This is a genomic window from Streptomyces tsukubensis (assembly GCF_003932715.1).
Classification (GTDB): domain Bacteria; phylum Actinomycetota; class Actinomycetes; order Streptomycetales; family Streptomycetaceae; genus Streptomyces; species Streptomyces tsukubensis.
The window spans coordinates 2,342,941-2,363,282 of the sequence record NZ_CP020700.1; the positions used below are offsets into that span (position 1 = coordinate 2,342,941).

Here is a 20,342-nt window from a genome sequence, read left to right on the forward strand (position 1 = left end):
CCCTCTTTCCGTGTCCCGGTCCGCCGGGCGGACCGGTCAGGTCCGCAGGGAACACTCGTCCAGTACGGCCCGGAGCCGGGCCTCGCCGTCCTCCCCGAGGATGCCCCGCTTGGGCAGCAGGGCCACCCCGAGGGACTTCCGGTCCGCGCTGAGCAGCACGAACAGCTCGGGGGTCTCCTTGTAGCGCGGCCAGGCGTGCCAGGCGAAGGACTGGTCGATCCCGGAGGCCACGAACCGTACGCCGGTGGTGTCGACAACGGCGCGGGTCTCCCCGTACACCTTCAGCGCGGCACCGAGCTGCCGTCCGACCAGCCACGGCTGGAGCGGGATCAGCAGGCCCACGGTCAGTCCGGCGACGATCAGTCCCGCGCCCACCGGCAGGTACTCGCCGGCCCTCAGCAGCAGGGCGCCCGCCCCCACCAGCACGAGGGCGACGACGGCGTCGGCGAAGCGCCGGGCCTGGCTGGTGACGGCGGTGTTCCTGGCCCTGACGGCGCCGATGGCATCGGCCTGCCCCGGCCGGTAGAACAGCTCCACCGCCGTCGGTCCGGCCGTCTGCCGCTCCTCACTCTGCTCCACGCTCATACCGGACAGCCTACGTCGTCTCCGCGGGCCGTCCGGCGCCCCGGGGCGGGACCTCATTGGGCAGGGCGCCGCCGAAGCGGCGGTCCCGCCGGGCGTACTCCAGACAGGCCCGCCACAGGTCTCGGCGGTCGAAATCGGGCCAGAGGACATCCTGGAAGACCAGCTCGGCATAGGCGCTCTGCCAGAGCAGATAGTTCGAGGTGCGCTGCTCGCCGCTGGGCCGGAGGAACAGGTCCACATCCGGCATGTCCGGGTAGTAGAGGTACTTGCGGAGCGTCTTCTCGTTCACCTTCGACGGGTCGAGCCGGCCCGCGGCGACCTCCTGGGCGACCCGCTGCGCGGCGTCGGCGATCTCCGCACGGCCGCCGTAGTTGACGCAGAAGTAGAGCGTCATGGCGTCGTTGTCCTTGGTCTGCTCCTGGGCGATCTGAAGCTCCTGGACGACCGACTTCCACATCTTCGGCATCCGGCCGACCCAGCGGATCCGGATGCCCAGCTCGTCCATCTCGTCCCGGCGGCGGCGGATCACGTCCCGGTTGAAGTTCATCAGGAAGCGGACCTCGTCCGGGGAGCGCTTCCAGTTCTCGGTGGAGAAGGCGTACAGGGAGAGGTTGTCGACGCCCATCTCCAGACAGCCCTTGAGGACGTCGAGGACGACGCCCTCGCCGACCTTGTGGCCCTCGGTGCGGGGCAGACCGCGCTCCTTGGCCCAGCGGCCGTTGCCGTCCATCACGATCGCCACGTGGTTCGGCACCAGCTCGCCGGGGATCTTCGGCGGCCGCGCGCCCGACGGATGCGGCTCGGGGACCTTGTACTCACGGCGGTTACGGCCGAGGATTCCGCGTCGTGCCATGCGGCTTCTCACTTCTCCTGTGTGCGTGCGTTACCTGTGGTGGTTGCTGGTGCTGGCTGTGCTGTCTGTGAATTCTGTGAGGGCTTGGGATCCGGGCTGTACGGCATGCTGCGTACGGCGGCGGCTACTGCGGGCCGCCGGCCGCCCCCACCCGCCGGTCGTCCTTCTCGACGTACCGCAGGGAGCGCAGCCCGCGCTCCAGATGCCAGTGCAGATAGGCGGAGACCAGTCCGCTGCCCTCTCTGACGTGCCGCGGCTCGCAGGCGTCCGCCGCGGGCCAGTCGCCCGTCAGCAGCGCGCTGAGCAGACCGACGGCCTCGGCCGACGGTACGACACTGCCCGGGACCCGGCAGTCGGTGCAGACCACTCCGCCCGCGGCGACCGAGAAGAAGCGGTTGGGCCCGTCGAGCCCGCAGCGGGCGCAGTCCTTGAAACTGGGCGCGTAGCCGTTCACCGCGAGGGAGCGGAGCAGGAACGCGTCCAGGATGAGGTGCGGCGCGTGCTCGCCGTGGGCCAGCGCCCGCAGCCCGCCGACGAGGAGCAGATACTGCTGGACCGCGGGCTCGCCCTCGTGGTCGGTGAACCGCTCGGCGGTCTCCAGCATGGCGGTGCCCGCCGTGTACCGTGCGTAGTCGGTGACGATGGCGCCGCCGTAGGGGGCGATCGTCTCGCTCTGGGTGCAGAGCGGCAGCCCGCGGCCGATCAGCTCGCTGCCGCGGGCGAAGAACTGCACGTCGACATGGGAGAACGGCTCCAGCCGGGCCCCGAACTTCGATTTGGTGCGCCGCACCCCGCGCGCCACGGCCCGCACCCGCCCGTGCCCGCGCGTCAGCAGGCTGATGATGCGGTCGGCCTCGCCCAGCTTCTGAGTGCGCAGGACGACGCCTTCGTCGCGGAAGAGGCTCATGGGCCCATTCTCCCGTACCCGGTGGGCCTCCGGTGCCGCTGGGGCAGGGGGATCGGGCGGATCAGGGGGACGGGGTGCGGGCTGCCGTGCTCAGCAGCTGGGCCGTATCGGCGGGCGGCAGCCGGAGCGCAGTGCCGACCGTGGTCAGCACCTCCCGTTCGGCGGGGGTGTAGGGGCCGTCCGCGAGGGCGATGCGGGCGCCCTGGAGGAGGATGGACTCCCGGCCCGCCGGGGCGAGATGGGGCGACAGGGGCTCCAGTGCCTCGTGCAGTTCGATGGCGAGGGCGGCGCCGCAGGGCCCGCTGTCGCTGACGAACCGGCCGGTGTCGGCGGCGAGCGCCTCGATGAGACCGGTGAGCTGCTCCTCCGTACAGTCGTGGAGTCCGGCGGCGCGGACGGTGGCCACGGCGGTCTCACGGACCGGGCGGGAGCCGGTGCCCCCGGAGGCGAGGACGGCGAGGGCGACGGTGTGGACCGCGTCGCGGAGCATCGCGGAGAACCGGGCGGTGGTCGGGTGGTCGAGGACGTCCGTCCCGAAGTGGCCGTGGCAGGCGGCGCATTCGACGACCGGCCCGGCCGAACCGCGCGGCAGCAGCGGGATCCCGAGGAGGGTGAAGCGGCGCCGGCCGGTCCGGCGGCGGTAGTTGCGGTCACCGCCGCAGGCGGCGCAGAAGAACTCGCCGTCACCGACGGTGTTCCAGGCGGTGGATACGCCGCAGACCAACAGTCTCCGACCGAATACGCCCCGGTCCGTCCGCATCTCGCACCTCCGCCGTACCTCTCCCCGCGGGCCTGCGGCCACGGGCGTCACTGTGCCACGGCACAGCCGCGTTGGCGTGATGTTAGCCACATGGACCACGGCCCGTCAGCACCCCGGAGGCTCCCGGTCCGCACATGGCCGATTACCGACGACGGCGCCCCTGTGCCGTACACCCTCCCGAACTGGGGGAACGGGTGGGCGACGGCACAGGGGCGCCGGAACGAACGGACGGGCCTCATACGGAAGTACGAGCGGGGAATGCGCCGGACGGCCGACCGGACCCGGCCGGGGTCCGGCGGGCCGGGGTCAGCGTGCGGCGCGGTTGACCGCCGATACGACGGCCTTCAGGGAGGCCCGGGTGGTGTTGGCGTCGATCCCGATGCCCCACAGCACCTTGCCGTCGATGGCGCACTCGATATAGGAGGCGGCCTGCGCCGAGGCGCCTTCGCTCATCGTGTGCTCGGTGTAGTCCAGCAGCCGGGCGTCGATGCCGATGCCCTGGAGCGCGGCGAAGAAGGCGGAGATCGGGCCGTTGCCGGAGCCGGTCAGAACGGTGTCCGCACCGTCGACGACCGCCTCGACGGTCAGGGTGTCCACACCGTCGGTGTCGGTGGTGGACTGACCGGAGCGCAGCTGGATCCGGCCCCAGGCGTTGTCCGGGTTGGGCAGGTACTCGTCCCGGAAGACCGTCCAGATCTCGGCCGGGGTGACCTCGCCGCCCTCGGCGTCGGTCTTGGCCTGGATGAGCCTGGAGAATTCGATCTGCATCCGGCGCGGCAGGTCCAGCTTGTGGTCGTTCTTCAGGACGTACGCGATCCCGCCCTTGCCGGACTGCGAGTTGACCCGGATCACGGCCTCGTAGGACCGGCCGACGTCCTTGGGGTCGATCGGCAGATACGGAACGTTCCACTCGATGTCGTCGACGGTCTTCCCGGCTGCGGCGGCGTCGGCCTCCAGCGCATCGAAGCCCTTCTTGATGGCGTCCTGGTGGGAGCCGGAGAAGGAGGTGTAGACCAGGTCGCCCGCGTAGGGGTGGCGCGGGTGGACCTCCATCTGGTTGCAGTACTCGCTGGTACGGCGGATCTCGTCGATCCGGGAGAAGTCGATCTGCGGGTCGACACCCTGCGAGAACAGGTTCATGCCCAGGGTGACCAGGTCGACGTTGCCGGTCCGCTCGCCCTGGCCGAACAGACAGCCTTCGATCCGGTCGGCACCCGCCATGATCGCCAGTTCGGCGGCGGCGACGGCGGTGCCGCGGTCGTTGTGCGGGTGGACGGAGAGACAGACGTACTGGCGACGGGACAGATTCCGCGACATCCACTCGAAGCGGTCGGCGTGGGTGGAGGGGGTCGACCGCTCGATGGTGGCCGGCAGATTCAGGATGATCTCGCGGCCGTCCTCGGGCTGCCAGACGTCCATGACGCCCTCGCAGACCTCCAGGGCGAAGTCCAGCTCGGTGTCGGTGAAGATCTCGGGGCTGTACTGGTAGCCGAAGACCGTCTCCGGGCCCAGCAGCTTCTCCGCGTACTCCATCACCAGTCGGGTGCCGTCCACCGCGATCTGCCTGACCTGCTCCTTCGAACCGCGGAAGACGACCCGGCGGAAGGTGGGGGCGGTGGCGTTGTACAGATGGACGGTGGCCCGGTGGGCGCCCTTCAGCGATTCGACGGTCCGCTCGATCAGCTCTTCACGGGCCTGGGTGAGGACGGAGATCGTCACGTCCTCGGGGATCGCGCCCTCTTCGATGATGGAGCGGACGAAGGCGAAGTCCGTCTCGCCGGAGGAGGGGAAGCCGACCTCGATCTCCTTGTAGCCCATGCGGACCAGCAGATCGAACATCTCGCGCTTGCGGGCCGGGGACATCGGGTCGATCAGCGCCTGGTTGCCGTCGCGCAGATCGGTGGAGAGCCACCGGGGGGCCTGGGTGATGCGGTTCTCCGGCCAGGTGCGGTCGGGGATGGTCACGGCCTCGTACGGACGGTACTTGTGCACCGGCATCCCGGACGGCTTCTGCGAATGGGTCGCATTGGTGATCGGGGTGGGACGGCCAATGGTCACGTCGGACATATGCGCGGGCTCCTCGGAATACCGGTGGGAAGATCGACCGGCCGACGATTCGAAGCAGCAGCTCATCCCGCGGGGAGGGGGTCGGCCTACGACTACAGGCCCTCGCCGCGGCAGCTAAGAAGAAGCAGCCCGAAACGCATGATGCCGGGGAGCATATCCGACGGACCGGGCGTACGACGTCCGCGTATCACCATACGGGACGGTCCCCGGCGGGAGGGACCCCGAACAGACCGGGCGCACAGCGCACCACCAGCGCCGTCACCGACCGTGGCCCCGGCCGTGGCACGGTCGATTCACCGGCCGTGCCACCGGTCGCGTCACCCACCGAAAGCCCGAGTCAGTCAAACGGCGCGCTTCACTCCATTTCACTAAAACCGCTCGCGGCTAGTGACAGCGCCATGGCCCGGTGTCACATTGCGGTGCATGGCATTCCACACCGTCTTCTGCACCGTCGTCCCGCCCCATCTGCTGGACAGACTGGCGCAGGCCGCGAACCAGCAGATCGCCGACCGCGCCCTCCGCACCCTGGAGCGCGACGCCCTCCAGCGCACCCGCCGCCGGATCACCACGGTGCGCGGTTTCACTGCGGCGGTGACGCCCGCGGACGCCGACGCCCGGCCGAGGCGCACGATCTACGACTGCGAGAACGGCACCGACCTGCCGGGCCGCAAGGTCCGCGGCGAGGGCGACGAGCCCGGCCGGGACGCCACCGTCAACCGTGTCTACGCCGGTCTGGGCGCCACCTTCGAGCTGCTGCTGAAGCAGTACGGCCGGAACTCCCTCGACGACGCCGGGCTGAAGCTGAACGCCAGCGTCCACTACGACCGGGAGTACGGGAACGCCTTCTGGGACGGCTCGCAGATGGTGTTCGGGGACGGCGACGGCGAGATCTTCCTCGACTTCTCCATCCCGGTCGACGTGATCGCCCACGAGCTGGCCCACGGGCTCACGCAGTACACCGCCAACCTGGAGTACTTCAGCCAGTCCGGTGCGCTCAACGAGTCCGTGTCGGACGTCTTCGGCGCCCTGGTGAAGCAGTACACCCTCGGCCAGACCGCCGAGCAGGCCGACTGGCTGATCGGTGAGGGGCTGCTGGCGCCCGAGGTCACGGGCACCGCGCTGCGCAGTATGAAGGCGCCGGGCACCGCGTACGACGACGACGTCCTCGGCAAGGACCCGCAGCCCGCGACGATGGACGACTACGTCCGCACCGGCCGGGACAACGGCGGCGTCCACATCAACTCGGGCATCCCGAACCACGCCTTCTATCTGCTCGCCACCGAGCTGGGCGGCCAGGCGTGGGAGCGGGCCGGGCAGATCTGGTACGACACCCTGACCGGCGGCGAGCTGTCGCAGGACGCGCGCTTCAGCGAGTTCGCCCGGCTCACGGTCGCCGCGGCGCGGGCCCGCTACGGCGACGGGGCCGAGCTCCAGGCCGTACAGAAGGCGTGGTCGACGGTCGGGGTCCCGCACTCCTGACGGACCGGGGCCCGTGGCGTACGGGGGCTCCCCCGGCGAGCACAGGCGTCCCCCGGGCGGGGTGGTACCGCTACCGCCCCGCCCGGATCCGTGAGAGAACGGATGGCATGCGAATCCATGTACGGCGTACCGGCGGCTTCGCCGGAATCGAGCGCTCCGCCACGGTGGACACCACCGCGCTGCCCGATGCGGCCGAATGGAGCGCGCTCGCGAGGGAAGCGGCCGGTGACGGTGGCGGCGAGCGGACGGGGCCGCTCCGGGCCGGGGTGCCGGACGGTTTCGCGTACGAGATCACCGTCGACGGGCGGACGGTCCACGCGGCCGAGCCCCGGCTCACCCCTGCGCAGCGGAAGCTGGTCTCGCGGGTCCTGCGCGAAGGCGCCTGAGAGCCGCCTTCCGGGCGCGCCGGGGCTGAACGCGGTGGGGGCGGGGGCTCAGAAGCCGAGCTTGCGGAGCTGCTTGGGGTCCCGCTGCCAGTCCTTGGCGACCTTGACGTGCAGGTCGAGGAAGACCGGCGTACCGAGCAGCGCTTCGATGTGCTTGCGCGATTTGGTGCCGACTTCCTTCAGCCGCTGCCCCTTGGGGCCGATGATGATCCCCTTCTGGCTGGACCGCTCGATGTAGACATTGGCGTGGATGTCCAGCAGCGGACGGTCCTTCGGACGGTTCTCGCGCGGGATCATCTCTTCGACGACCACGGCGATGGAGTGCGGCAGCTCGTCCCGTACGCCTTCGAGCGCGGCCTCGCGGATCAGCTCGGCGACCATCACCTGCTCGGGCTCGTCGGTGAGGTCGCCCTCCGGGTAGAGCGCCGGGCCGTCGGGCAGCAGCGGCACCAGCAGATCCGCGACCAGCTGGACCTGCTTGCCGCCGACCACCGACACCGGGATGATCTCGGCCCATTCGAAGCCCAGCTCCTGCGCGAGCCGGTCGACGGCGATGAGCTGCTCGGCGAGGGTCTTCGAGTCCACCAGGTCCGTCTTGGTGACGATGGCGACCTTCGGGGTCTTCCGGATCCCGGCCAGCTCCTTGGCGATGAAGCGGTCGCCGGGGCCCAGCTTCTGGTCGGCGGGCAGACAGAAGCCGATCACGTCGACCTCCGCCCAGGTGGCGCGGACGACGTCGTTGAGCCGCTCCCCGAGCAGGGTGCGCGGCTTGTGCAGGCCGGGCGTGTCGACCAGGATCAGCTGGGCGTCCGGGCGGTGCACGATCCCGCGCACCGTGTGCCGGGTGGTCTGGGGCCGGTTGGAGGTGATCGCCACCTTCTGGCCGACCAGAGCGTTCGTAAGGGTGGACTTGCCCGCGTTGGGGCGGCCGACGAAACAGGCGAAGCCCGCCCGGTGGGGGGCGGACTCGGTGGGCTGGGTACGCACGCTCATGCCGTTCATTGTCCCCGATGCGGGCCGCCGCCGTGCCCGCTCCCCCCGCCCGGCCCGCCACGGGTGTCGCGGCGGGGGCCGGGAAGGGCCCGCGGGGGCCTGCGGCCGGGTGCCCGGGGACGGCTCCGGCAAGGAGGTACGGCACCGGTTCCTACGGGCCCGTCGCGGGCCTGCGGTCCAGCTCAGGCCGTACGGGTACGGCGCGTCCGGCGGCGGAACCCGATCGCGAGTCCGCCGCCCGCGGCGAGCAGCGCCAGGACGGCAGCGGGCAGCCACGGCACGGCGACGTACCGTGCGCCCGCGGATTCGCGGACGTCCGGGGCGGTCGCGGTGAGCCGTATCTCACCCCATTCGGCCTGCGGGGCACCCCGCCAGCGCTCCGTGAGCCGGACCTTCTGCCGGGGCAGCAGCTCGGCCGGGACGCCCGTCGCGTCCCGGGTCAGCAGGGTGCGGCCGAAGAGCCCCCGGGCGGTGAGGACGACCTTCGGGGCGAGGGTGGTGTTGCCCCGGTTGTGGAGGGTGTACGAGATCAGGGCGCGGCTCTCGCCGGTGCCGGGCAGCAGCGGGCGGTCCCGGCGGACCGCCACGTCCTCGACGGAGAGCGCCGACACGGCGGGCCCGCTCACCCGCAGATGGACCCGGGCGCCGACGGCCTGCCGGACGCCGACCGCGACGGATCCGCCCGCCGGGGTGATCCGTTCGTCGAGGGCGACCAGCGCGCCCGCGTGGTCACCGGGTTCGGCGTCCTCGGGGACGGTCAGGGTGAAGGGGACGGTGACGGAGCCGCGGGCCGGGACGGTGATCCGCTCCCGGCCGGGCCGGGCCCAGGCGCCGATGCCGCGCTGCCGTTCGCCGAGGGTGCGGACGGCGAATCCGCCGTCGCGCTCGGTGTTGTAGGCGTCGGCCGCGTACAGCCGGAAGGAGAGGGCGGCGGCGGTCTTGTTGGTGACGGTGACCCGGTCGGTGAGGGTGGTGCCGGGGCCGGCCGCGAGAGGGAAGTAGGGCCGCCCGCCGAGCGCGGTGGAGACGGGGTGGACGGACCACTCTCCGTTCTCGGCGGCCCCGGCCGTACCCGGGGGCGCCGACAGGGCGAGCAGGACGGCCGACAGGGCCGTGAGCAGCGCCGTCGGCAGGGCTGACGGCAGGGAGAAGCGCAGGGGGCGGAGGGTCGTCGGGGGCCGGGCGGAGCGGTGCGGACGCGGCCTGGGCATGGGCGGTTCCCCCGGGTCGGGGCGGCCGGGCGGGTGCGCGCTCCGGCCGCCGTACGGTCAGGTGAGGGTGAGCGTGAGCACCCCGGCGTAGGAGCCGGGCGTGGTGAAGGCCGGGACGTTCAGCGACAGCTTCGCGTCCACGGTGAATTCGCCGCCGGTCACGGCCCCGTCGGGGGCGGAGGCCAGGGTCGCGCCCCCGGTGCCGACGGCCCCGGCGGATCCGGGGACGCAGGTGCTGGGGCTGCCCGCCTTGGTGGTGCAGGCGGGGGTCCAGCTCAGGGCCCCGGCGTCGATCCGGCCGCCGGAGCCGGTGAAGTCGGTGACCTTGCCGGTGAGGGACCAGCCCGCGGGGCCGCCGCGGAAGTCCTTCACGGTCACCTTCTGCAGATCGCCGGCCGCCGCACCGCCGGTGCCGAAGTCCACCGCGGACAGCTGGACGGCGTCTCCGGCCTGGGTCATCGACAGGGTGCCCGCCGTCACGGACGCGGTCACCTTCTGGCTGTTCCGCGGCAGCGGGGTGTCGTCGACCACGGTGTACGCGGCGGGGCCCGCGCCCTTGTCGGCGGTCCAGGCGGGTCCCTCGTACGCCACGATTCCGGTGGTCGCCTTGTCATTGACCCTGAGCCTGGCGGTGAAGGCGCCGCCGGAGTCGGCCTTGAAGGTCAGCTTGTCGGCGGTCTCGGCGGCCCCGGCCCGGCCCGCGACGGTGATATCGGCGAGCGGGGTGAACCCGCTGCCCGTGACGGTGACCCGCTCCCCGGGCTTCCCCGACGCGGTGGCGAGGGAGACGGCGCGTTCACCGGCGCCCGGACGCTCGGTGGCGACGATCGTCCGCGAGACGGGCGCGGGCGGCGCGGAGACCGTACAGGGGGTGTCCAGTTCCATGATGTAGCTGGTGTGGATGTTGTAGTCGCCGGGCGAGAGGGTGATCGAACCGGCCGCGGTGACCGTGAAGGTCCCGGTCATCGAGAACGGCGGGAACTCCCCCTTGCCGGGCACCGGCGGGTTCTTCTTCGGTCCGGTGACGGCGAGGCTGCCGGACTGGGCGCCGCCGAGTGTCACCTTTCCGGTGGGGGTCATGATGTCGGCGGGCAGCGCGAGGTCCACCGGGTTGCTCGCCGCGGGCTTGGCGACCCGGTAGGTCACGGTGACGACATCGCCGACCTGCGGCGCGGCGTTGTCGACGGTGATCTCCGCGGTGGTGGTGCCGTTGATGGGCGGGATGCCCGCGATCGGCGGCGGCACGCAGCGGGTCGCGAAGTCCACGGGCACGGCGGCGGTGGTCGTCGCGCCCGCGGGCGCGGTGAGGACGACGGTGGACGCCAGCAGCGCCGCCCCGGCGACCGCCGCGGCCCACCGCCGCGGCCGGCCCGGGGCCGGTCCGTTGGCTGGTCTTCGCCCGGCGGTCCGGGTGGCAAGGGACATGGACGTGCCTCCTTAGGAAGGCTTCACGGGAGTCCGGGGCATCACCGGGATCCGGATCCCGGGACCCGAGGACGGCCATTGACGAGCGGTGGCCGGAAGAAGTCAAGGCGGACGGAACCCGTCAACTGATGACCCATCAGATACTGTCAGTGTTTTCAGTGTTTTCAGTGTTTTCAGGGAACGGGGCCGCCCCCGGCCGGCGGCACGGCCGGACGGGGGCGGTACGGAGCCGGGGCCGGGCGCCCGCGCGGCGCCGCGGCCCCGGACCTGCCGGTCAGAACACGAACGGGCCCGGCGACTGCGAGGTCACCGCGTCACAGCTGACCGGGAAACCGAAGATCGACATCGTCAGTGCCGGTCCGGCGAAGTACGAGTTCAGGGAGTCACCGGGGGCGACCGTCGCCGACAGCGGCCCGATCTCCACCGGGCCCCGGGCCGGGAGCGCCGGGTTCCGGGTGCCGGTGAACGCCTTCGTACCGCCACCGGCCTTGGCGAACGTGAGGGTCGCGTTGATGGTGTCGGCACCCACCGCGAGCGGCGTCCGCACCGAGGACCGCAGGGTGACGGTCGCCCTGGTCCCGTCCTGGGTGGCGGTCAGCCTCGCCTGGCCCGCGCCCCAGGTGCCGCAGTCGTAGTCGGCCGTCGCCAGGGTCGGTGTGACCGCCCCGGCGGCCGGGGCGTAGGCCAGCGACAGGGCGGCCAGCGCCGCCGCCGTCACCGCACCGGCCCCCGCGATCCTTCGCCTGCGCGCGCCCCTGCCTGTGCCTGTGCTGCCTCGCATGCGTACCCCTTCCGTTTCCCCGTGGGGGATCGTCGGTGCAGCCCGCCGCGCACGGGCACCCGGCCGTGACACGCTTCGGTGCATGCGTACGCGGGCGGGCACACCGCGCCGGAGGCTGCGGTCACCAGGGTGTGCGCGGATCGCCGGTGAACTCCGCGGGCGGGGTGCGCACGCCTCACGGTGGAAACGGACGGCCGGTACCGGCCCGGAACCGCGGCTCGCGTCCCGGACCCGACCGTCCCAGCAGATCTGACGATCCGTCGGTCGAGCTGCTGTCATTGATGCGCAACCGACCGGGGATTGCAAGAAGGATCCCCTTGATTTCTGCGGCCGTTCCGGGCCCGGTGCCTCGGGAACAGGGACACGGCCCCCGGCATCGGCCGGGCCGGGGGCGGGTCAGCCCGCCGGGACCGTGGACACGAGCTGCCCGTCGGGGCCCGCCAGCAGCACCGGGGTGTCCGGCCCGCCCAGATCCCGTACCGCCGCCCGGTCCTCCGCCGGAACGGACTCCGCCTCACCGACCACCGCCGCCGCCTCCAGCGACCGCGCCCCGCTCGCCACCGCCATCGCGACGGCGGTCCGCAGCGCGCTCAGCTCCAGCGACGGCAGCGCGACCGTCCCGGCGACGTACGTCCGCCCGGTCTCGTCCCGTACGGCGGCACCCTCCGCGACCCCGTTGCGCGCCCGGGCGCTCCGCGCCAGGGTGATGATCTTCCGGTCCTCGGGTCCCGGCTCGGCGGGTGCGCCGGGGCCCTGCGATTCACTGCTCTGCGTCATGGCACGAGCATAGATCGCAGGGCGCACGGCGCCACGGGCAGAGCCCCGCGTGCAGATCACGGGTCAGGGGCGGTCCAGCGAGAGCCGCACCGCCCGCGGCAGACCCGCGACGACCAGGTCGTACGAGTCCTCCACCAGCTCCCGGACCAGACGCGCCGGGAGTTCGCCGACCGTCACCGTGTTCCAGTGGCGCTTGTTCATGTGGTAGCCGGGGACGATCGCCGGATGGTCGGCGCGCAGCCGGAGGGCGTACTCCGGCTCGCATTTGAGATTGACCCGCAGCGGCGACTCTTCGAGCCATGACAGGGCGAAGATCTTCCCTGCGACCTTGAAGACGGAGACCACGTCACCGAACGGGAACTCCTCCGCCGAGCCGTTGAAGCCGAGGCAGAACGACCGCAGCTCGGCCGCCCTCATCACGCCCCCGCGGCCGGTCATGCCGCGGACTCCTCGTCCACCGATACGGGGACGGGCTCGACCAGGACCGTGACGATCCGGTTGCGCCGTCCGGCCGGGGATTCGGCGGTCAGCTTCAGGGGGCGGCCGTCGGGCAGTTCGAACCGGCCCGCGGCCCCCGCGATCGGCACCCGCCCCAGCGCCTTGGCCAGCAGTCCGCCGACGGTCTCCACGTCCTCGTCGTCCAGCTCGCCCACGCCGTACAGATCGCCCAGGTCACCGATGTCGAGCCGGGCGGTCACCCGGAACCGTCCCCCGCCGAGATCCTCCACGGGCGGCAGCTCGCGGTCGTACTCGTCGGTGATCTCCCCGACGATCTCCTCCAGGATGTCCTCGATGGTGACGATCCCGGCCGTGCCGCCGTACTCGTCGACGACGACGGCGACATGGTTCCGCTTCTGCTGCATCTCCCGGAGCAGATCGCCCGCGTTCTTGGTGTCGGGGACGAAGACGGCGGGCCGCATCGCGGTCGACACCACATCGGATTCGGAGTCGCGGTTGACATGGGTCTTGCGGACCAGGTCCTTCAGATAGACCACGCCGACGACGTCGTCCTCGTTCTCGCCGGTCACCGGTATCCGGGAGAAGCCGGAGCGCAGGGCGAGCGTCAGGGCCTGACGGACGGTCTTGTGCCGCTCGATGCAGACCAGATCGGTCCGCGGGACCATCACCTCGCGGACCAGTGTGTCGCCCAGCTCGAAGACCGAGTGCACCATCCGGCGCTCCTCGTCCTCGATGAGGGACTCCTGCTCGGCCAGGTCGACGAGGGCCCGCAGTTCGGCCTCCGAGGCGAACGGGCCCTTGCGGAAACCCTTCCCCGGGGTCAGCGCATTGCCCAGCAGGATCAGCAGCTGCGGGATCGGGCCCATGATCCGGGCCAGCGGCAGCAGGACGTACGCGGCGGCGGTCGCGGTGCTCAGCGGGTGCTGGCGGCCGATGGTGCGCGGCGAGACGCCCACGGCGACGTACGAGACGAGGACCATCACCGCGATGGCGACGAGCAGCGCCTCCCAGGTCTCCGGGAAGGCCTGGAGACAGCCGTAGGTGACGAGCACCCCGGCGGCCATCTCGCAGGCCACCCGCACCAGCAGGGCCACATTGAGATAGCGCGTCGGATCGGCGGCGACCTGGGCCAGCTTCGCCGCGCCGCGCCGTCCCGAGCGCAGCGCCTCGGCGGCCCGGAAGCTCGACACCCGGGCGATACCGGCCTCGGCGCAGGCCGCCAGCCAGGCGACGACGACCAGCAGGACCGCCCCGGCGATCAGGGGGCCGCTCATGACACGGTCGGGGCCGGGGAGGGCCCGGTCAGTCCGCGCTCGGTCCGCCAGCCGTCCACGATGGCCGCCTGGAGGCCGAACATCTCCGCCTTCTCGTCCGGCTCCTCGTGGTCGTACCCGAGGAGGTGCAGCACCCCGTGGACGGTGAGCAGTTGCAGCTCCTCGTCCATGGAGTGCTGCGTCGGGGCCTCCTGCCCCTGCCGCTCGGCGACCTCCGGGCAGAGCACGATGTCACCGAGGAGCCCCTGGGGGGGCTCCTCGTCGTCCTTGGCGGGCGGCCGCAGCTCGTCCATCGGGAAGGACATGACATCGGTCGGCCCGGGCAGGTCCATCCACTGGATGTGCAGCTGCTCCATGGCCTCGGCGTCCACGACGATCACCGAGAGTTCGGAGAGCGGGTGGATGCGCATCCGGGCGAGGGCGTAGCGGGCGATGTCGAGCACCGCCGGCTCGTCGATCTCGATTCCGGACTCGTTGTTGACGTCGATCGACATGGTGTGGTTCGTACTACTTCCCGTGGGAGCCTCGGCCGTCGTGCGGATGCGGACGGCCGTGCTGGGCACCGCCGGTCCGCTCGCCCGCGCGGCCGTCGTACTTCTCGTACGCGTCGACGATACGGCCGACGAGCCGGTGCCGGACGACGTCCTGGGACGTGAGCCGGGAGAAGTGGACGTCCTCCACGCCGTCGAGGATGTCCTGCACCTGGCGCAGACCGCTCTTGGTCCCGTTCGGCAGGTCGACCTGGGTGACGTCACCGGTGATGACGATCTTCGAGTCGAAGCCGAGCCGGGTCAGGAACATCTTCATCTGCTCGGGATTGGTGTTCTGCGCCTCGTCGAGAATGATGAAGGCGTCGTTCAAGGTGCGGCCCCGCATATAGGCCAGCGGCGCGACCTCGATCGTCCCGGCCGCCATCAGGCGGGGGATGGAGTCCGGGTCGAGCATGTCGTGCAGGGCGTCGTAGAGCGGGCGGAGATAGGGGTCGATCTTCTCGTAGAGCGTGCCGGGCAGGAAGCCGAGGCGCTCGCCCGCCTCGACGGCGGGGCGGGTCAGGATGATCCGGGTGACCTGCTTGGACTGCAGGGCCTGGACCGCCTTGGCCATGGCCAGATACGTCTTGCCGGTGCCCGCCGGGCCGATGCCGAACACGATCGTGTGCTTGTCGATGGCGTCGACGTAGCGCTTCTGGTTGAGGGTCTTGGGGCGGATCGTGCGGCCGCGGCTGGAGAGGATGTTCTGGGTGAGCACCTCGGCGGGGGTCTCCGAGCCGTCTCCGCTGCCGTTCGCCTCCGCCCTCAGCATGGCGATCGAGCGTTCCACCGCGTCCTCCGTCATCGGCTGTCCCGTGCGGAGCACGAGCATCATCTCGTCGAAAAGTCGCTGGATCAGGGCGACTTCCGAGGGATCCCCGACCGCGCTGATCTCATTGCCCCGGACATGGATATCGGCCTCCGGGAAAGCCGCCTCGATCACGCGCAGCAGGGAATCGCCCGAGCCGAGGACCGTCACCATCGGGTGCTTCGGCGGAACCGTGAAGAAGGCCCGCGCCGCGCCGGGCCCGGAAGGCCCGGTCTGCTGCGAACGCTGCGCCTGCTTCGAGCGCTGTGCTGCCTTCGAGGTCTGTGCTGTGGGTGTCTGAGTCATGGGCCGGCTCTGTGGCCTGCGCCTACCTCCTGCTGCAGGGTTCTCGCCGCTCGACAACCTCTGGGACACAAGCGTACGACGCCGGACCGACAACGGCCGAGGGCATTTCCGGGGCCGGGAACGGCGGGGGCTTCGGGGCTGCGGTCAGGCGGGGCTGCGGAAGCCGATCGTCGGGACGGCCCGCCGCAGCGGCAGCGGCCGCGCCGGGGCGGGCAGCAGTTCGTCGAGGAACGCGTAGCGGCGCAGGGCCGCCGGATCCTGGTCGGGTGCGTCCCGGACGTACCGCCACCAGGCGGCGATCTCCCACCAGCCGGGCGCCGAGAGCGATCCGCCGAACTCCTGCACGGAGAGCGCGGCCGTCAGCCCGGCGAAGGCCAGCCGGTCTGCGAGCGGCCAGCCGGCGAGCGTACCGGTCACGAATCCCGCCGTGAACACATCGCCCGCGCCCGTCGGGTCGAGGGCCTCCACGGCGATCGCGGGGACCTCGGCGCATTCACCGCTGCGCGCGTCGACCGCGTACGCCCCCTCGGCACCGAGGGTGACGACCGCCGTCGGTACGTAGGCGGTCAGGGCGTGCGCGGCGCGGCGCGGGCAGTCGGTGCGGGTGTAGCGCATGGCCTCCGCCGCATTGGGCAGGAACGCCTCGCAGTGCTCCAGGTCGGTGAGGTGCGAGGGGTCCCACAGGCCCGTCTCGTCCCAGCCGACGTCGGCGAAGATCCGGGTGCCCGCGGCGGCGGCCCCGGCGATCCACGGCGCCTGTTCGGGACCCAGTGAGGCCACTGCGGCGCGGGCGGGCGGGCAGTCGGCCGCGACCTCCGGCGGGGGCGCCTCGTGGCCGTGGGAGACCATCGTGCGCTCTCCCTCGTACGCCATGGAGACGGTGACCGGGGAGTGCCAGTTGGGCACGGTCCGCGACAGGCCGAGGTCGATGCCCTCGCCCTGTTCCAGCGCGTCCCAGCAGTAGTCGCCGTAGTGGTCGTCCCCGAAGGCGGCGGCCAGGGACGTCCGCAGGCCGAGCCGGGCCAGGGCGGTCGCCATGTTCGCGACTCCACCGGGGCTGGACCCCATGCCGCGGGCCCAGGACTCGGTGCCGCGGACGGGCGCCGAGTCGAGTCCGGTGAGGATGATGTCGAGGAAGACCGTGCCGGTCAGATAGACGTCGCAGGGCGGGTCGCCGTCGGCCCGCAGCGCGGCGAGCGGGTCGAGCAGGCCCGGATGCCGCGCGGACGTGATGCCGTCGCCGTGCATGGGCGGGTGCGGGGGGTGGGGGTGCTGCGCGCCGTGTCGGGTGGTCACCGTGCCGCTCCTGTGCGTGGTGCAGATCCGGCCAGTCTGCCAAATCCGGGCCGGGTCCGGTGTGATCACGGTAAGCCGGTACGGAGCCGGGCGGTACGGGCGGCCGGGAGTGCGGGGGCCGGGTGCGGAGCGGAAGGGCGCGGGCAGTCGGGTGCGGGGGCGGGAGGGGCGCGGGCGGCCGTCGGACCCCGGGCCCCTCGGCCGCCCGGGCGCTCAGTCCCTGAATCAGTCCGTGAATCAGTCCGTGAAGACGTACGCGTCGACCGCGGCGATCAGTTCCGCCCTGCGCTCCTCGTCGTCGTCGAGGAACGACGCCTCGAAGGAGTTGCGGGCCAGTTCGCGCAGCTCCTCCGGCCCCAGGCCCAGCGCCTCGCGCACCGCGTGGAAGGTGTCTCCGACGTATCCGCCGAAGTAGGCGGGATCGTCGGAGTTGACCGTGCAGAGCAGCCCCGCGGCCATCATCCGGGGCAGCGGGTGCTCCTCCAGGGTGTCGACGGCCCGCAGCCGGACGTTGGACAGCGGGCAGAGCGTCAGCGGCATCCGCTCCCGGACCAGGCGGTCCACCAGTTCACCGTCCTCCAGACAGCGCAGCCCGTGGTCGATCCGCTCGACGCCCAGCACGTCGAGGGCCTCCCGGATGTACGACGCCGGGCCCTCCTCGCCCGCGTGCGCGACCCGGCGCAGCCCGAGTGCCGCCGCCGCCTCGTAGACCTCCTTGAACTTGGCGGGCGGATGGCCCACTTCGGCCGAGTCGAGCCCGATGCCGGTAATCCGGTCCAGGTAGGGCTCGGCCGCCCGCAGGGTCTCCATCGCGGATTCGGCGGGCAGATCGCGCAGAAAGCACATGATCAGCCGGGTGGAGATGCCGTACCGCCCGGGTGCCGCGTCCAGGGCTCGGCCCAGCCCCTCGACGACGGTGCCCAGCGGGACACCGCGCGCGGTATGCGCCTGCGGGTCGAAGAAGATCTCGGCGTGGCGGACGCCCTGGGCCGCGGCGCGGGCCAGATAGGCGTCGGTGAGTTCGGCGAAGTCGTCCGCGGTGCGCAGCACCGTCATCAGACCGTAGTAGAGGTCGAGGAAGGACTGGAGGTCGTCGAAGAGATAGGCGCGGCGGAGTTCCTCGGTGTCCCGGTAGGGCAGCGTGACGCCGTTGCGGTCGGCGAGGGCGAAGGCGAGTTCGGGTTCGAGGGTGCCTTCGATGTGGAGGTGGAGTTCGGCCTTGGGGAGCGGGAGCGGCACGGGAGGTTCTTCCTGAAGTGATGCGGGTGGTACGGGTGGCGCCGGTGGTACGGGCGCGGTGGTCAGGGGGCGCGTTTCGGTACGGGGATCCTCATCAGGTCCTTGGCGACGGTCAGTTCGCCCTCGTACCCGGCGGCCCGCGCCTGGCGTTCGAACTCCCCGGGGTCCGCGTACCGCTGGGAGAAGTGGGTGAGGACCAGATGCCGTACGCCCGCGTCCCGGGCCACCCGGGCGGCCTGGCCCGCGGTCAGATGCCCGTGGTCGACGGCGAGCCGTTCGTCCTCGTCGAGGAAGGTGGACTCGATGACGAGCAGATCGCAGCCCTCGGCGAGGGCGTGGACGCCGTCGCAGAGCCGGGTGTCCATGACGAACGCGAAGCGCTGTCCGCGCCGCACCTCGCTGACCTCGGCGAGGGTGGTGCCGCGGACGCTGCCCTCGCGCTGGAGCCGGCCGACGTCGGGGCCGCGGATACCGTGTTCGGCCAGCCGCTCGGGCAGCATCCGGCGTCCGTCGGGTTCGGTCAGGCGGTAGCCGAAGGATTCGACGGGGTGGGACAGCCGGCGGGCTTCCAGGGTGTACGCGGGGGTGGTGGCCAGCACTCCGTCACCGGCGACGGGCCCCTCCGCGAGGGAGACCGTCTCACGGTAGGCGGTGGCGTAGCGGAGCCGTTCGAAGAAGCGCCGGCCGCTCGCCGGGTAGTGCGCGGTGATCTCGTGCGGGACCCGGTCGAGGTTGATCCGCTGGATCACTCCGGCGAGCCCCAGGGAGTGGTCGCCGTGGAAGTGGGTGATGCAGATCCGGTTGATGTCGTGGGCGGCGACCCCGGCGCGCAGCATCTGCCGCTGGGTGCCCTCGCCGGGGTCGAACAGCAGGCCCTCGGCGTCCCAGCGGAGCAGGTACCCGTTGTGGTTGCGGTGACGGGTGGGCACCTGGCTCGCCGTTCCGAGGACGACGAGTTCGCGTACGGACACGTTGTGCTGCCTGTTCTGTCGCTGCCGGGCGGGGTGCGGGCTACCCGGGGGGCCAGGAGAGGCCGCGGCCGGCGAGCAGATGGGCGTGGGCGTGGAAGACGGTCTGTCCGGCGCCGGATCCGGTGTTGAAGACGATCCGGTAGCCGGAGCCGTCGGCCTTCTCGTCGGCGGCCACGTGTCCGGCTTCGGCGAGGACTTCGGCGGCGAGGTGGGGCGCGGCGGCGGCGAGGGACGCGGCGTCCGGGTAGTGCGCCTTGGGGATCACCAGGACGTGCGTCGGTGCCTGCGGATTGATATCGCGGAACGCGACGACGTGCTCGGTCTCCCGGACGACGGTCGCGGGCACCTCGCCCGCCACGATCTTGCAGAACAGGCAGTCCGCCTGCGGTTCTCCCGCCATGCCCGGGGTCCTCCTCGACTTCTGGACGGTGATGGTCGTCAGCGCCTGCATCGTATCGACCGTGGGCGGACGGGCGCGGGCCGGTGCCCGGGCCCCGGCCTGCGGAAGAGGTCCGGGAGGGGTCCGGGAGGGGTGCCGGGGGTCAGTTGCCGGGGGTCACGGTCCTGGTCTCGGTGACGGTGACGGTGGCTGTTTTGGTGACGGTGGCCGTTCCGGTGACCTTCACCGTCTTGGTGACGGCGGGGCGGGGGCGTTCGCCGGGGGTCCTGGTCGCCGGGGCGCGGGAGCGGCCCTTGTCGCACTGGCCGAGGTACTGGGCCTCGAAGACGAGCTTTCCGTCGACGCGGGCGTCGAGGTCGCCGCGGACGCAGGCGCCCGCGGTCTCGTCGGTGACCTTCCCCTTGAGGGCGACGGCCTGTCCGGTGCGGGTGCTGCCCTCGCAGGCGACGGTCGCCGTGCCGGGGGCGCCGGCCGGGACGGCCGAGGGGCCCGTACGGCTGCGTTCGCCCGCCACCGTGGCCGTACAGCTGAAGCTGCGGATGTCGAAGCCGATCCGCTCCAGGGTGGCGCGCGCGGTGTGTTTGGTGGTCATCGCCACGGACGACGACGAGAGCGTCCGTTCACGCGGTTCGCAGGCCGTGGTGCCCGCCGCCGCCGCCGCGACCGCGACGGCGGCGGCGAGGGCCCGGAGCCGTACCGCCGCCGTACCGCGGGTGCCGACCGTCCGGCGGGCGCGAGGGCGCCGCCGGCCCCGAAGTCCGTTCATGCAGGGAAGCGTGGCACCGCACGGCCGGGAGGAAAAGACCGGTTGCGGCCAGGCTCACCCGTACGGACC

The 20,342-nt window shown here is 72.0% G+C and carries 21 protein-coding genes; 2 read left to right on the forward strand and 19 right to left on the reverse strand.

Translation table 11 applies throughout. The features are described 5' to 3' along the window. Positions 1-36: 36 nt before the first annotated feature. The 5 genes from B7R87_RS08815 to leuA all read right to left on the reverse strand — a co-directional run bounded on the left by B7R87_RS08815 (position 37) and on the right by leuA (position 5,172). Entirely contained in the window at positions 37-585 is a 549-nt protein-coding gene (locus tag B7R87_RS08815; protein ID WP_006349401.1) for a YcxB family protein, read from the reverse strand. 10 nt (positions 586-595) lie between these two features. Next, positions 596-1,438: an isoprenyl transferase gene (locus B7R87_RS08820; protein WP_006349400.1), complete on the reverse strand. Its 843-nt coding sequence runs from the start codon at positions 1,436-1,438 to the stop codon at positions 596-598. Positions 1,439-1,562: 124 nt separating this feature from the next. Then, a complete protein-coding gene (gene recO / locus B7R87_RS08825) occupies positions 1,563-2,345 on the reverse strand; it encodes a DNA repair protein RecO (RefSeq protein ID WP_006349399.1) in 783 nt (260 codons plus the stop codon). Positions 2,346-2,406: 61 nt separating this feature from the next. Further along, positions 2,407-3,105: a TerB family tellurite resistance protein gene (locus B7R87_RS08830; RefSeq protein WP_006349398.1), complete on the reverse strand. Its 699-nt coding sequence runs from the start codon at positions 3,103-3,105 to the stop codon at positions 2,407-2,409. A gap of 306 nt (positions 3,106-3,411) precedes the next feature. Next, a complete protein-coding gene (leuA, locus tag B7R87_RS08835) occupies positions 3,412-5,172 on the reverse strand; it encodes a 2-isopropylmalate synthase (protein WP_006349397.1) in 1,761 nt (586 codons plus the stop codon). A 423-nt stretch (positions 5,173-5,595) separates the two neighbouring features. Here leuA and B7R87_RS08840 point away from each other — a divergent pair, with 423 nt between their 5' ends. Both B7R87_RS08840 and B7R87_RS08845 read left to right on the forward strand, forming a co-directional pair. Further along, complete coding sequence (locus B7R87_RS08840; RefSeq protein ID WP_006349396.1) at positions 5,596-6,651, forward strand: M4 family metallopeptidase; 1,056 nt, start codon at positions 5,596-5,598, stop codon at positions 6,649-6,651. Positions 6,652-6,758: 107 nt separating this feature from the next. After that, positions 6,759-7,037 carry a protealysin inhibitor emfourin gene (locus B7R87_RS08845; protein ID WP_006349395.1) on the forward strand — a complete coding sequence of 93 codons (279 nt, stop codon included), beginning with the start codon at positions 6,759-6,761 and terminating at the stop codon, positions 7,035-7,037. A gap of 48 nt (positions 7,038-7,085) precedes the next feature. Here B7R87_RS08845 and era read toward each other — a convergent pair whose 3' ends face one another. The 14 genes from era to B7R87_RS08915 form a co-directional block, all read right to left on the reverse strand. After that, positions 7,086-8,039: a GTPase Era gene (gene era / locus B7R87_RS08850; protein ID WP_389890375.1), complete on the reverse strand. Its 954-nt coding sequence runs from the start codon at positions 8,037-8,039 to the stop codon at positions 7,086-7,088. 173 nt (positions 8,040-8,212) lie between these two features. After that, a complete protein-coding gene (locus B7R87_RS08855; RefSeq protein WP_006349393.1) occupies positions 8,213-9,241 on the reverse strand; it encodes a WxL protein peptidoglycan domain-containing protein in 1,029 nt (342 codons plus the stop codon). A gap of 57 nt (positions 9,242-9,298) precedes the next feature. Continuing rightward, on the reverse strand, positions 9,299-10,666 hold the full coding sequence (locus tag B7R87_RS08860; RefSeq protein ID WP_233168792.1) for a WxL domain-containing protein: 1,368 nt from the start codon (positions 10,664-10,666) through the stop codon (positions 9,299-9,301). Positions 10,667-10,940: 274 nt separating this feature from the next. After that, positions 10,941-11,447, reverse strand: a complete 507-nt coding sequence (locus tag B7R87_RS08865; RefSeq protein ID WP_040916358.1) for a hypothetical protein — start codon at positions 11,445-11,447, stop codon at positions 10,941-10,943. A gap of 396 nt (positions 11,448-11,843) precedes the next feature. Further along, complete coding sequence (locus B7R87_RS08870) at positions 11,844-12,224, reverse strand: hypothetical protein (protein ID WP_006349390.1); 381 nt, start codon at positions 12,222-12,224, stop codon at positions 11,844-11,846. Between the two features lie 63 nt (positions 12,225-12,287). After that, entirely contained in the window at positions 12,288-12,641 is a 354-nt protein-coding gene (locus tag B7R87_RS08875; protein ID WP_040916362.1) for an MmcQ/YjbR family DNA-binding protein, read from the reverse strand. 17 nt (positions 12,642-12,658) lie between these two features. Further along, a complete protein-coding gene (locus B7R87_RS08880) occupies positions 12,659-13,957 on the reverse strand; it encodes a hemolysin family protein (RefSeq protein ID WP_006349388.1) in 1,299 nt (432 codons plus the stop codon). Then, entirely contained in the window at positions 13,954-14,451 is a 498-nt protein-coding gene (gene ybeY, locus B7R87_RS08885) for an rRNA maturation RNase YbeY (protein WP_006349387.1), read from the reverse strand. Before ybeY ends, B7R87_RS08880 begins: the two co-directional genes overlap by 4 nt. A gap of 13 nt (positions 14,452-14,464) precedes the next feature. Continuing rightward, a complete protein-coding gene (locus tag B7R87_RS08890) occupies positions 14,465-15,601 on the reverse strand; it encodes a PhoH family protein (RefSeq protein ID WP_391116258.1) in 1,137 nt (378 codons plus the stop codon). 144 nt (positions 15,602-15,745) lie between these two features. Next, a complete protein-coding gene (locus B7R87_RS08895) occupies positions 15,746-16,849 on the reverse strand; it encodes a PfkB family carbohydrate kinase (RefSeq protein WP_006349385.1) in 1,104 nt (367 codons plus the stop codon). A gap of 285 nt (positions 16,850-17,134) precedes the next feature. Next, complete coding sequence (locus B7R87_RS08900) at positions 17,135-18,136, reverse strand: adenosine deaminase (RefSeq protein WP_006349384.1); 1,002 nt, start codon at positions 18,134-18,136, stop codon at positions 17,135-17,137. A 62-nt stretch (positions 18,137-18,198) separates the two neighbouring features. After that, complete coding sequence (locus B7R87_RS08905; protein ID WP_006349383.1) at positions 18,199-19,107, reverse strand: ribonuclease Z; 909 nt, start codon at positions 19,105-19,107, stop codon at positions 18,199-18,201. A 40-nt stretch (positions 19,108-19,147) separates the two neighbouring features. After that, a complete protein-coding gene (locus B7R87_RS08910) occupies positions 19,148-19,507 on the reverse strand; it encodes a histidine triad nucleotide-binding protein (RefSeq protein ID WP_040916357.1) in 360 nt (119 codons plus the stop codon). Positions 19,508-19,649: 142 nt separating this feature from the next. Then, positions 19,650-20,273: a hypothetical protein gene (locus B7R87_RS08915; RefSeq protein WP_187144569.1), complete on the reverse strand. Its 624-nt coding sequence runs from the start codon at positions 20,271-20,273 to the stop codon at positions 19,650-19,652. Between the last annotated feature and the right edge of the window lie 69 nt (positions 20,274-20,342).